General features: G+C 39.8%; 12 protein-coding genes and 1 riboswitch. Of the genes, 10 read left to right on the top strand and 2 right to left on the bottom strand.

The features are described from left to right. The 9 genes from ACWIW0_RS09095 to ACWIW0_RS09055 form a co-directional block, all read left to right on the top strand. A partial coding sequence (locus ACWIW0_RS09095; RefSeq protein WP_454453059.1) for a YadA family autotransporter adhesin occupies positions 1-2,199 on the top strand: 2,199 nt, incomplete at its 5' end. Positions 2,200-2,382: 183 nt separating this feature from the next. After that, positions 2,383-2,473, top strand: a riboswitch (TPP riboswitch). A gap of 80 nt (positions 2,474-2,553) precedes the next feature. Continuing rightward, on the top strand, positions 2,554-3,264 hold the full coding sequence (locus ACWIW0_RS09090; RefSeq protein WP_454453058.1) for an ABC transporter ATP-binding protein: 711 nt from the start codon (positions 2,554-2,556) through the stop codon (positions 3,262-3,264). Further along, positions 3,261-4,025, top strand: a complete 765-nt coding sequence (locus ACWIW0_RS09085; RefSeq protein ID WP_454453057.1) for an ABC transporter permease — start codon at positions 3,261-3,263, stop codon at positions 4,023-4,025. The genes ACWIW0_RS09090 and ACWIW0_RS09085 overlap by 4 nt, the downstream gene beginning before the upstream one ends. Before the next feature lie 38 nt (positions 4,026-4,063). Further along, positions 4,064-4,717, top strand: a complete 654-nt coding sequence (tenA, locus tag ACWIW0_RS09080) for a thiaminase II (RefSeq protein WP_454453056.1) — start codon at positions 4,064-4,066, stop codon at positions 4,715-4,717. 23 nt (positions 4,718-4,740) lie between these two features. Further along, positions 4,741-5,685 (top strand): ABC transporter substrate-binding protein, encoded by a 945-nt coding sequence (locus ACWIW0_RS09075; protein ID WP_454453055.1) that lies wholly within the window; start codon positions 4,741-4,743, stop codon positions 5,683-5,685. Between the two features lie 9 nt (positions 5,686-5,694). Next, complete coding sequence (gene thiM, locus ACWIW0_RS09070) at positions 5,695-6,495, top strand: hydroxyethylthiazole kinase (protein ID WP_454453054.1); 801 nt, start codon at positions 5,695-5,697, stop codon at positions 6,493-6,495. Then, positions 6,488-7,315 (top strand): bifunctional hydroxymethylpyrimidine kinase/phosphomethylpyrimidine kinase, encoded by an 828-nt coding sequence (thiD, locus tag ACWIW0_RS09065; RefSeq protein ID WP_454453053.1) that lies wholly within the window; start codon positions 6,488-6,490, stop codon positions 7,313-7,315. The genes thiM and thiD overlap by 8 nt, the downstream gene beginning before the upstream one ends. A gap of 1 nt (position 7,316) precedes the next feature. Next, the gene (gene thiE, locus ACWIW0_RS09060) at positions 7,317-8,006 is read left to right on the top strand and encodes a thiamine phosphate synthase (RefSeq protein WP_454453052.1); all 690 of its coding nucleotides are present in this window, start codon (positions 7,317-7,319) and stop codon (positions 8,004-8,006) included. Continuing rightward, positions 7,996-9,300, top strand: a complete 1,305-nt coding sequence (locus tag ACWIW0_RS09055; RefSeq protein WP_454453051.1) for an MFS transporter — start codon at positions 7,996-7,998, stop codon at positions 9,298-9,300. Before thiE ends, ACWIW0_RS09055 begins: the two co-directional genes overlap by 11 nt. Before the next feature lie 66 nt (positions 9,301-9,366). Here ACWIW0_RS09055 and ACWIW0_RS09050 read toward each other — a convergent pair whose 3' ends face one another. Together ACWIW0_RS09050 and argG are read right to left on the bottom strand one after the other, a co-directional pair. Then, positions 9,367-9,681 (bottom strand): hypothetical protein, encoded by a 315-nt coding sequence (locus ACWIW0_RS09050; protein WP_454453050.1) that lies wholly within the window; start codon positions 9,679-9,681, stop codon positions 9,367-9,369. 248 nt (positions 9,682-9,929) lie between these two features. Then, positions 9,930-11,261, bottom strand: coding sequence for an argininosuccinate synthase (argG, locus tag ACWIW0_RS09045; protein WP_454444412.1), 1,332 nt, complete (start codon positions 11,259-11,261; stop codon positions 9,930-9,932). A gap of 209 nt (positions 11,262-11,470) precedes the next feature. Between argG and ACWIW0_RS09040 the strand changes: the two genes are divergently transcribed. Next, entirely contained in the window at positions 11,471-12,241 is a 771-nt protein-coding gene (locus ACWIW0_RS09040; protein WP_454453049.1) for a TOBE domain-containing protein, read from the top strand. Positions 12,242-12,244: the final 3 nt, after the last annotated feature.

Here is a 12,244-nt window from a genome sequence, read left to right as displayed (position 1 = left end):
AACCCTGATGGCACAAGTACCAGCACCACGGTGAATGACGGTAAAGACGGTAAGAGTCCAACCGTAACCTTGGTTGAAAACCAAGACGGCAGCAAAACCGTTACTGTTAATAACAACGATGGTTCAGCTCCTGTTTCAACAAACATCACCAACGGTAAAGACGGCAAATCACCAACTGCCAGCGTAGAAAAAGTTGGCGACACAGCCACCATTACCATCACCAACGCAGATGGCACTCAAAGCACTGCCACTGTTAAAGATGGTAAGAATGGTGAAAAAGGTGAACAAGGTGAAAAAGGTGCTGACGGTAAATCAGCCACAGCGACTGTGACAGACAACGGCAACGGTACACACACCATCACAGTAAACAACCCTGATGGCACAAGCACCAGCACCACGGTGAATAACGGTAAAGACGGTAAGAGTCCAACCGTAACCTTGGTTGAAAACCAAGACGGCAGCAAAACCGTTACTGTTAATAACAACGATGGTTCAGCTCCTGTTTCAACAAACATCACCAACGGCAAAGACGGTGCAACCGGTCCGGCAGGTCCACAAGGTCCTAAAGGTGAAGATGGTACCCCTGGTGGTGCAGGGGATGTTCAGCCGGGTAAAAACATTACTGTTGAGACCAAGGATAATCCTGATGGTAGCAAAACTTTCACAGTACACGGAAAAGACACAACTGTAAGCAGTGGCTCTGACAAAGTTGTAGTTACACCTACACCTAATACTGAGACTGGTGTTACTGATTACAAAGTTGATTTAAGCCAAGACACCAAAGATAAGATTGACGGCGGTTTTGGTTTGAAAGACCAAAATGGCAACGAAATCAAGCAAGACTTGAATACAGCCATTGCTGTGGTAGGCAAAGGTCCGTCATTAAGCACATCTGTCATTACCGATACAGACGGTGCTAAGAAACTGCAGGTCGCTTTGACCAATAATGTTCAAGTTGGCGAAAAAGGCGAACCAGGCCAAAACGGTCAACCAGGCAAAGACGGCATTGATGGCACAGTTGGTGTAAACGGTAAAGACGGTTCATCTGTGGTGTTAAACGGCAAAGACGGCTCGATCGGCTTGACAGGTCCGAAAGGTGCTGATGGCAAAGATGGTGCATCTGCGAATATCAGTGTTAAAGATGGTCGAGCAGGTTTAGATGGTGCTAAAGGTCAAGATGGTAAAGATGGTACAGAAGGTAAAACTCGTATCGTTTATGAAACCAAAGATCCGAAATACCCAACTAAGACCATTACCGAAGAAGTAGCAACCTTGAATGATGGCTTGCGTTTTGCAGGTGATGACAAAGATGTTGAGGTGAAACGCCCATTGAACTCTCGCTTAGATATTAAGGGCGGTGCTAACAAGGATAAGCTGACCGATAATAATATTGGTGTTGTTGCAAATCCTGATAAAGGTACCTTAAATGTCAAATTGGCTCAAAACATTGATTTGAGCGATAAGGGCAGCGTAAAAACAGGTAATACGAAGATCGATAATGATGGTTTAACCGTCGAGGGTGGTCCGACAGTAACAAAAGACAAAGTTGATGTTGCAGGCAATAAAGTTACCAATGTAAAAGACGGTGATGTAAATGCAAACAGCAAAGATGCTGTAAATGGTAGCCAATTATATGAGGTTAAAGAAACTGCAGAAGCTGGTTGGAATTTAACTGTAAATGGTAAAGACAGCTCTAATGTTAAACCAAGAGCAACTGTTGATCTTAATAATAAAGATGGCAACATTGAAATTACCAAAAATGGCAATGATGTAACCTTTGGCTTAGCGAAAGATGTTAAATTGCCAGAAAACGGTAGCTTAAATGTTGGCGGTGTTACTATTAATAATCAAGGTATTAACGCAGGCAACAAAGTTATCAGCAATGTTGCACCGGGTGTTAGAGGCACTGATGCGGTTAATGTGAACCAACTTAATGCTGTTGATAATAAAGTGGGCAAATTAGATAAACGTGTTCGTGGTATTGGAGCAAGCTCTGCTGCCGCAGCATCGTTACCACAAGTTTATATCCCTGGTAAGTCAATGGTTGCCGCTGCTGCTGGTGGATATGCTGGTGCTTCAGCACTCTCTGTTGGTTACTCTAGAGCAAGTGATAATGGTAAAGTCGTCTTGAAATTACAAGGTACTGCAAACAGCCAAGGTCACTTATCTGGTGGGGTTGGCGTAGGCTATCAGTGGTAATTTATCATTAGTTTTAAACTAGCTTTAAACTGGTTTTAAATTAACCGAGTATTAAATCTGTACTTGAAACGTAAAAATATTTACGGAGTAAAGTGCAGATTTTTTTATTTGGCATTTTTAATCTATAAGCGGTTAGAAATGTAAAGAAATTTGCATTCTCATTAAGATCCCTTATACTCGTTTTCAATTTAGTCGGGGTGCTACTTGTAGCTGAGATGATACCCGTGAACCTGATTCAGTTAATACTGCCGTAGGAAACTAAGCGATGAAAACCATAATATCCCTTTCTCCATATTCAATTTTTAATCTTTCCGTATTTCCCTTATTCACAGCTAAATCCTAATAGGTGTTGCTATGTGGTGTGTGGAGATTCGTGATCTCTCTTTAGCCTTTGGCTCGCAAAAGCTGTTTGAGCATTTTAATTGGCAGCTTTCTTCAGGTAAGTGGTCAACATTACTCGGCACCTCTGGTGTGGGGAAATCAACCTTATTACGTGCCATAGCAGGTTTAGAAAATGATGCGATTACGGGCGGAGAGGTTATTTATCAAGCCGAAACCAAGATTGCGTGGATGGCACAACAAGATAATTTATTGCCTTGGTTATCTCTGCTAGATAATGTGCAGTTAAAGGCTTATTTATCAGGTACAAAAACATCAGAAACTTGTGATAAAGCCTATCAAATATTGGTGGCGGTGAAGATGGATAAGCATCTTAACAAGCCTTGTTATCAACTTTCGGGAGGACAACGACAACGTGTGGCATTGGCAAGAGTTCTGATGCAACAGGCAAATTTGATTTTGCTTGATGAGCCTTTTTCTGCATTAGATGCTGTAACTCGTCATCAACTCCAAGATTTAACCCAAGAGTTACTTGATGATAAAACGGTGTTATTGGTCACACACGATCCATTTGAAGCCATTCGATTAAGTGATCAAATCTTTATCTTAAAAGATCAGCCGATCAGCATATCAGCCCCTATTTTCCCACCGAAAGCCACACAACAAGCAGAAGTGTTAGGTTTACAACAACGGCTTTTAGCCGAACTAGCAAGCGGTGAGATATGAAAAAATTTTTGCAAATCTTCTCACTAATCCGACCGCTTGTGATCTTGTTGAGCTTATTTGGCTTATGGTGGCTATGTACTCAATTTTTCTCGTTACCCCATTATATTTTGCCGCCGCCTGAAAGTGTGGGCGTAAGGCTTTTTTCACATTTTTCACTCTTATGGCAACACACACAAATTACATTGCTTGAGATTTTAATTGGATTACTTTTAGGCTGTAGTTTTGGGCTATTTACCGCATTATTGCTCTATTTTTCTCGAACCCTTTCTCGTTTTTTACTGCCAATTTTGGTGATTTCTCAAGCTATTCCTGTGTTCGCCATTGCACCATTGCTTGTGCTTTGGTTTGGGTATGGGCTGGCATCAAAAATTGTGATGACGGTTTTGATTATTTTCTTTCCCGTAACGGCTGCTTGTTTTGACGGTTTACGTCATACCCCTAAGAATTGGTTAGATCTCGCTAAAACTTTGGGCGTTTCGCCATTACGGATATTACTAAAAGTGCAATTACCTGCCGCTTTACCTGCTTTAGCATCGGGCTTGCGTATTGCGGTTTCGATAGCTCCTATCGGTGCAGTGGTGGGGGAGTGGGTCGGATCTTCAGAAGGGTTAGGCTATTTGATGTTACACGCAAATGCTCGAATGCAAGTGGATTTGATGTTTGCGGCTTTATTTATGTTAGTCATTATGACTCTTTGCCTTTATTTTTCCGTTGATTTATTGCTGCGACGTGTAATCCCTTGGGCGAGAGAATTACGTTAAATAAAATTTGTTAGAGATAATCAATAAAAGGAGAAAAAATGTCGATTATTCAACAGTTTATACAACAAGCAACGCCACATTGGCAAGACTATACTCATCACGAATTTGTCCAACAACTTGCGAAAGGGACATTGCCGAAAATCGCTTTTCAGCATTATTTGAAACAAGATTATCTGTTCTTATTTCAATATAGCCGAGCGATTTCATTAGGCATTTATAAAGCGGACAACTTTGCACAAATTCGTCAAGCTCAACAAGCTAATAATGAGCTGTTAAATGAAATTGAACTCCATATTCAATTTTGCAAAGAGTGGGGAATTTCAGAGCAAGAACTGTTTAGTACACAAGAATCATCGGCTTGTGTGGCTTATACCCGTTATGTTTTAGATTGTGGAATAAAAGGTGGATTAGCTGAGTTATATACTGCAATTGCCCCTTGTGCTATCGGTTATGCGGAGATTGCGAAATATATTGTACAACAGAAATTAAGCCCTGAAGGTAATCCTTATCAAGCGTGGATTGATGCTTATGCCTCGCCATCTTTTCAACAAGCAGCACAAGATTTGGCACTGTTTTTAGATGAGCTGTGTGCATCGCTTTCACCACAACAGATTCAATCACTTCAAGCAATTTTTAATACAGCAACTCGAATGGAAGCTGCTTTTTGGCAGATGGGACTAGATTTAAGTTAATTAAACAACCAAAGGAGAAAATAATGAAAAAGCTAATCAACATACTCTGTGTATTCTGTGTCTTTAGTTGGGCAAATAATGTTTCGGCAAAAGAGAAACTTTCGCTATTACTAGATTGGTTTGTAAACCCCGATCATGCTGCAATTATTGTTGCTCAGCAGAAAGGCTATTTTGCTCAAAATGGTTTGGAGGTGGAAATTATTGAACCGGCCGATCCTTCATTACCACCAAAGCTAGTCGCAAGTGGTAAAGCAGATATTGCTATCGACTACCAACCGCAACTTTTACAACACGTTTCGGAAGGATTACCACTTATTAGAATTGGGACGTTAGTTTCAACACCATTGAATAGTTTAGTGGCATTAAAAAATGGCAAAATCAATCAGTTATCTGATTTAAAAGGCAAGAAAATTGGCTATTCGGTAAGTGGTTTTGAAGATAGCTTATTAGAGGCGATGCTCTCTTCCGTCAATTTAACTCGTCAAGATGTTGAATTAGTGAATGTGAATTGGTCGCTCTCACCATCTTTGCTGTCGGGTCAGGTTGATGCGGTAATTGGTGCATTCCGTAATTTTGAACTTAACCAACTACAACTTGAAAAACATCAGGGTATTGCATTCTTCCCAGAAGAACACGGTGTACCCGCTTATGACGAACTGATTCTAGTAGCTCATCAGCAGCATCTTTCAAATGCAAAACTTTCAGCATTTCTGACCGCTTTAGAGCAGGCAACCACCTATTTAATTAACCATCAAGATGATGCGTGGAAACTCTTTGTCAGCTATAAACCGAAAGAGTTGGATAATGAATTAAATCGTTTAGCGTGGCGAGATACGCTTCCACGTTTAGCACTTAGACCAAGAGCGATGGATAATCATCGTTATCAAAAAATGGCGGAGTTTATGCACCAAAAAGGGTTAATTAAATCCATTCCTGAAGTTAAACATTATGCGGTTGAAATCCAGTAAGGAGTAAAAATGCGATCCTATTATTTAGCTAAAATTCGTGCACAAAATCCGCTTATTCATAATATTACTAACATTGTGGCGGCAAATTATTGTGCAAATGGGCTACTCGCTTTGGGGGCATCGCCTATTATGGCGGTGGCGATTGAAGAAATGGAAGATGTGCCAGCTATTAGTCAAGCCTTAGTAATCAATATTGGAACATTAGTCGGTAAAGAAATAGAGGCGATGTTGTTAGCAGGTAAAACAGCAAATCAATTAGGTATTCCTGTGATTCTTGATCCTGTGGGCGTAGCGGCTACGCAATATCGTAAGCAAACCGTAGCACAACTGCTAGAACATATTCAGTTCAGCGGTATTCGTGGTAATGCTGGGGAGCTTGCTTATTTAGCAGATGTAGATTGGCAAGCGAAAGGGGTTGATGCAGGCAAAGGTGATGCGAATTTAAATGCTATTTGTCAGCAAGTGGCACGAAAATATCAAACTATTGCAATGATGAGCGGTGAAGTTGATGTGATTAGTGACGGTAATCGAATTGCTACGCTACACAACGGTACGGCAATGTTTCCTAAAATTACAGGATCAGGTTGCTTATTAAGTGCAATTTCTGGGGCATTTTTTGCGGTGGCGGATAAAAGCGATTATTTCAATGCGGCGGTTGAGTGTTGTAGTACTTATGCTATTGCAGGTGAGCTTGTCGCAAAATCCCTTAAAGCAACTCAGTATGGGCAATTTTATACGGGGTTATTGGATAAATTGGCAGAAATCTCTGCACAAGAGGTAGAGCAAAATGGGAGAGTGAATTATGTCTAAGATTGCTCAAGTTTTAACGATTGCTGGTTCGGATAGTGGCGGTGGAGCAGGTATTCAGGCAGATTTGAAAACCTTTCAAATGCGTGGTGTATTCGGTACTTCAGTGATTACCGCTGTAACCGCACAAAATACGCTAGGTGTATTTGATATTCACACCATTCCATTAAATACCATTGAAAGCCAACTAAAAGCCATCGCCGATGATTTTCAAATCAATGCGTTTAAAGTCGGAATGTTGGGAACGAGTGAGATTATTGAGTGCGTAGCGGAGAATATTAAGCGGTATGATTTTGGGATTTTTGTGCTTGATCCAGTAATGATTGCAAAAGGTGGATCAGCATTGTTGCAACAAAATGCAATTCAATCATTAAGCCAAAAATTATTACCGTTAGCAACGGTGATCACACCGAATATTCCTGAGGCGGAAAGTTTAACTGGGATTCAAATTCACGATGAACAATCGCTTTTACAAGCGGCAAAATCACTGCGTCAGCAAGGAGCAAAAACAGTGGTGATTAAAGGCGGACATAGTATGAATTCACAAAGTGAAATTTGTCGAGACTGGGTCTTTTCAGACAATGAAACCTTTTATGTGGATTCACCACGTTTTAATACCCCTCATACACACGGTACAGGCTGTACTTTTTCGGCTTGCTTAACGGCAGAATTAGCTAAAGGGTATTCTCTCAAACAGGCATTGCATACGGCAAAAGCCTTTATTACCCAAGCGATAAACCAGCCGCTAGGAATTGGGCAAGGATACGGGCCAACAAACCATTGGGCATATAAAGAAGAACAAGCGGTCAGTTTGGAGAAATAAAATGCAAAATATTCATCAAATCTTACCGCTTTACTTTGTTGCAGGTAGCCAAAATTGTTTCCATTTACAAGGCAGTCCAGCAGATAATTTAGTTGCTGTGTTGGAAGATGCGTTAAAAGCAGGAATTACCTGCTTTCAGTTTCGTGATAAAGGTAAATTGTCTTTAGAACAATTCCCAGAGCAACAAATCGCTTTAGCCATCAAATGTAGAGACCTTTGTCGTCAATATCGTGTACCTTTTATTATCAATGACAATGTTGAATTAGCGTTAGCTATTGAGGCTGACGGTATTCACGTTGGGCAGAGCGATATGAACCCCAAAGCCATTCGAGCTAAAACGGATAAGCCACTGATTATCGGGTTATCGGTAAATAAAATGGAAGAAGCTGAATTTAGCAATGTGGTTGATGAAATTGATTACTTTGGTATTGGACCGATTTTTCCTACTCAGTCTAAAGAAGATCCGAAACCTGTTGTTGGAATGGAATTTATTAAAACATTACGTCAAGCAGGGATTACAAAACCATTGGTTGCGATTGGTGGCGTGAAGGAAGATAGTGTTGAGCAACTTATCGCTTATGGAGCGGATGGTGTTGCAGTGATTACTGCGATTACTCAGGCTAAACATATCGCCACAACGGTAGATAGCTTTTTGAAGCAGATCGCAAAAGGAGCAAATAATGCAAAATAGCCCACAAAAAGTCGCAACGGCAACAATGGTTGGCACAGCGATTGAATACTTTGATAACTATATTTATGCAATGGCAGCCGTATTGGTGTTTAACCAACAGTTTTTCAGTAGTGATGATCCGATGACAGGGCAGTTAGCGGCACTTTCAACCTTAGCATTAACCTTTATTGCCAGACCGTTAGGTGCCGCTATTTTCGGGCATTTTGGTGATCGTATTGGGCGTAAAAAAACCTTTATGATGTCGTTACTCTTAATGGGGGTATCTACTGTCATCATTGGTTTACTTCCAACCTACGAAAGTATTGGTATTTGGGCGACGATAGGGCTTTGTTTATGCCGTATCGGTCAAGGTATCGGCTTAGGTGGAGAGTGGGGTGGTGCAGCCTTAGTCGCTATTGAGAATGCTCCGCAGGGTAAACGAGGTTGGTATGGCATTTTCCCACAATTAGGTGCACCTATCGGTTTATTAGCTGCTAATGGTATCTTTTTGTTGATAGTTGCCCTATTTGGCGAGCAAGCATTATTGGAATGGGCGTGGCGTATTCCATTTTTAAGTTCGGTAGTGCTAATTGCTATCGGCATTTATGTTCGTTTAAAACTGACCGAAACCCCTGTTTTCTTAAATGCAATGGAAACGAAACAACCGCACAAAATTCCGATGGTGTCGGTATTTACTACCTATTTTAAGCCTTTCTTCTTAGGAATGATGATTTCGGTTGCAGGCTATGTGCTGTTTTACATTATGATTGCTTTTAGCCAAATTTATGCCAAATCAGCTCCAGTGCTATCCGAGGCAGGTTATGCAATGGGCTTAGGCATTTCAGCTAAAACATTTACGACGTTGTTAATGTGCAGTGCTTTTTCTCTTGCAATAACTATCGCACTATCTGGCGTTTATATTGATAAAATCGGACGGAGAATTTGGCTTATTGTAGCCACTTGGGGCGTGGTGTTATTAGGTGTCACTTTGCCACTATTTTTAGAAAATGGAACAACCCAAAGCCTATTTTGGTTCTTAATGATTGGAATGGGGTTGATTGGAATGGGCTATGGACCATTGGCAAGTTTTCTTCCCGAATTATTTCCAACATCCGCCCGTTATTCAGGGGCTTCGTTAGCGTATAACTGTGCTGGAATTTTAGGGGCAAGTGTTGCGACACTTATTACGTTAAAACTAAACGCGAATTACGGTTTAAAAGCTGTTGGACTTTATTTGGCGGTAAATGGACTTATTAGTTTATTAGCACTGTACTGGGTTAAAGAAACTAAAGATATGGATTTGGCAAACGAGTAGTAATTGTAAATTAGCTAATGAAGGCGAATCATTTTATCTAGATCGCCTTTGAGCGTAACACAAGAGTTACTTGTATTTGGGCGAACATTCCGAGATAGTTAGTTCGCATTGATATATCTTATGACCTATGGAGAGCATTGGCTGACCCACAATAAGCGTGAGTTGGTGTTTTCCTACAGGTAAACTAGGTAAATTAATTCGATTTCTCTGTACATCACCTGTATCTCGTAACCCATCTTCTAGTTGTAGTTCCCATACAATTTGTCTTTTTTTTGTTGGATCAGCAAAGAAAAGTGGAATAAAAATTGGAGAATTTTGTTTAAATTCTTTTGATGCTGGAATTACTGGACGACCTAATTTTTGTTTTTCTAGTTTTTTCATAAATCCTCCTAATAATAAAGTTAGACACCCTAATGAAAAATTCAGATTATTGACAAAGTTTTTTTCATTCGGACACCAGCGTGGCGTCCCTACAAGGAAAATTATAACTAATTGATAAATAACAGATTTTATTTTGTTGTGTAGGGGCACCACGCTGGCGTCCGTTTATTGAATACAACAAATTGGGGTTTGTCATCAGTCTGAATTGCACCTAATTTATTAATTAAATTAGGTGCAATTTTATTTGATTATTTATTGCCCAATTGTGGTAATACGTTATTTTGTACAGATAATAGACCTGTTTCGGTGTAAATACCCAATTTATTGCGTGTATCAACAATATCCAAGTTACGCATTGTTAATTGACCAATACGATCTGCTGGAGTAAATGGTGCATCTTCCACTTTTTCCATACTTAAACGTTCTGGTTCGTAAGTGAGATTTGGTGATTCAGTATTTAAAATGGAGAAGTCATTACCACGACGTAATTCAAGAGTTACTGTACCTGTAATCGCTTTTGCAACCCAACGTTGTGCTGTTTCACGCAACATTAACGCTTGTGGATCGAACCAACGACCTTGATACAATAAACGTCCTAAACGTAAACCATTGATACGGTATTGTTCAATCGTATCTTCGTTATGAATACCCGTTACTAAGCGTTCATAAGCAATATGTAATAGTGCCATTCCTGGTGCTTCATAAATACCACGACTTTTTGCTTCAATGATACGGTTTTCAATTTGGTCTGTCATACCTAAACCGTGGCGACCACCAATGCGGTTTGCTTCAAGAATAAGTTCAACAGGATCTTCTAAGCGTTTGCCATTTAATGCAACAGGAACACCTTCTTCAAAAGTTACAGAAACTGTTTCAGGCTTAATTTCAACGCTTTCGTCCCAAAATGCTACGCCCATAATTGGTTTTACAATTTTGATTCCTGTACTTAATAGCTCAAGATCTTTTGCTTCGTGCGTTGCACCTAACATATTTGAGTCTGTTGAGTATGCTTTCTCTACCGACATTTTATATTGGAAGCCATTCGCAATTAAGAATTCTGACATCTCGTGGCGGCCACCTAGTTCATCAATGAAAGTTTGATCTAACCAAGGTTTGTAAATTTTTAATTTTGGGTTAGTTAATAAACCATAACGATAAAAACGCTCAATATCGTTACCTTTAAATGTACTGCCATCACCCCAAATATTCACATCATCTTCTTTCATCGCTGCTACTAACATCGTTCCTGTTACCGCACGACCTAACGGGGTAGTATTAAAATAAGGCATACCACCTGTTGAAATATGGAAAGCTCCACATTGAATAGCGGCAATGCCCTCGTGAGCTAATTGGCTACGGCAATCAATTAAACGAGCATTTTCTGCACCGTATTCCATTGCTTTTTTAGGAATAGCATTGTAATCATCTTCATCTGGCTGACCTAAATTAGCAGTATAAGCATAAGGCACAGCTCCCTTTTGACGCATCCAAAGTAACGCGGCACTGGTATCTAATCCGCCAGAAAAAGCGATTCCAACTTTTTGATTAAGAGGTAGAGTTTCTAAAATTGTTGCTGACATAGGACTTCCTATTTTAGAGTTAATATGTGAAGAAAAAATGACACGCGAAAACGATTGCGTTCGGGAAATGTATTTTACCTTAAGCCTCTATTATTTTCTACATCTGTATTAGGTTTTTCTAATTATATCAATGAGAAAATGAGAGAGTTTCTCATTGTTAAGGTATTTAGTATAATGCTTGCTAATATTAATTATTATAAAACAATAAAATGCTTTCAAATGAAATTTTATTAACCATCAAACTTCAGCAAGTACTTTTTGTTGATCCTAAACGGATTGGGCTACTAAAAGCAATTCAGCATACGGGTTCAATAAACCAAGCAGCCAAAAATGCAAACGTGAGTTATAAAAGTGCTTGGGATCATTTAGAAGCAATGAATGCTATTAGTCCTAAGCCATTATTAGAGCGTAACACTGGAGGTAAAAATGGTGGAGGAACACAGCTAACATCATATGCAGAGCGCTTATTACAGCTCTATGATTTGCTTTCCCATACTCAAGAAAAAGCCTTTCAAATTCTGCAAGATGAGCAAATTCCATTAGATAGTATTCTCACAGCAACGGCAACTTTTTCACCACAAAGTTCAGCAAGAAATCAGTTATTTGGCAAAGTTGCAGGGATTCAGTATTTTAATGGTGGTTGTGATGTGAGTGTTCAAATTGCAAATTTTCCTATTGAACTCACCGCTTGCATTACACCTAAAAGTGCAGAGCGACTAAAACTATCGTTAGACAAAGAGGTGCTACTTATGATTAAAGCTCCTTGGTTAGAAGTTTATTCTAATCCACTGGAAAATAAGGTTAATTTATTTAAAGGAACCGTTAAGGATATAATGGAAGAAGACGGTGTTTTGGAAATTTCGATCATCGCAGGACAGACGGAATGCTTTGCGACGATTAAATCAGAGACGCAATTTGAAATAGACCAAGATATTTGGGTAAGTATTGATCCGAAACAGATTGTTTTACTGAGTTTGTGATCT

It is taken from the genome of Ursidibacter sp. B-7004-1, assembly GCF_053654055.1.
The sequence above is the reverse complement of the archived record's forward strand: the minus strand, read 5'-3'. Positions and strand labels throughout refer to the sequence as shown.

Excerpts from the sequence above, each read along its gene's own strand:
- ACWIW0_RS09050 (WP_454453050.1), bottom strand. The coding sequence starts at position 9,681 with ATGAAAAAACTAGAAAAACAAAAATTAGGTCGTCCAGTAATTCCAGCA.
- thiM (WP_454453054.1), top strand. The coding sequence starts at position 5,695 with ATGCGATCCTATTATTTAGCTAAAATTCGTGCACAAAATCCGCTTATT.
- ACWIW0_RS09085 (WP_454453057.1), top strand. The coding sequence starts at position 3,261 with ATGAAAAAATTTTTGCAAATCTTCTCACTAATCCGACCGCTTGTGATC.
- argG (WP_454444412.1), bottom strand. The coding sequence starts at position 11,261 with ATGTCAGCAACAATTTTAGAAACTCTACCTCTTAATCAAAAAGTTGGA.
- ACWIW0_RS09075 (WP_454453055.1), top strand. The coding sequence starts at position 4,741 with ATGAAAAAGCTAATCAACATACTCTGTGTATTCTGTGTCTTTAGTTGG.
- tenA (WP_454453056.1), top strand. The coding sequence starts at position 4,064 with ATGTCGATTATTCAACAGTTTATACAACAAGCAACGCCACATTGGCAA.
- thiE (WP_454453052.1), top strand. The coding sequence starts at position 7,317 with ATGCAAAATATTCATCAAATCTTACCGCTTTACTTTGTTGCAGGTAGC.
- ACWIW0_RS09090 (WP_454453058.1), top strand. The coding sequence starts at position 2,554 with ATGTGGTGTGTGGAGATTCGTGATCTCTCTTTAGCCTTTGGCTCGCAA.
- ACWIW0_RS09040 (WP_454453049.1), top strand. The coding sequence starts at position 11,471 with ATGCTTTCAAATGAAATTTTATTAACCATCAAACTTCAGCAAGTACTT.
- thiD (WP_454453053.1), top strand. The coding sequence starts at position 6,488 with ATGTCTAAGATTGCTCAAGTTTTAACGATTGCTGGTTCGGATAGTGGC.
- ACWIW0_RS09055 (WP_454453051.1), top strand. The coding sequence starts at position 7,996 with ATGCAAAATAGCCCACAAAAAGTCGCAACGGCAACAATGGTTGGCACA.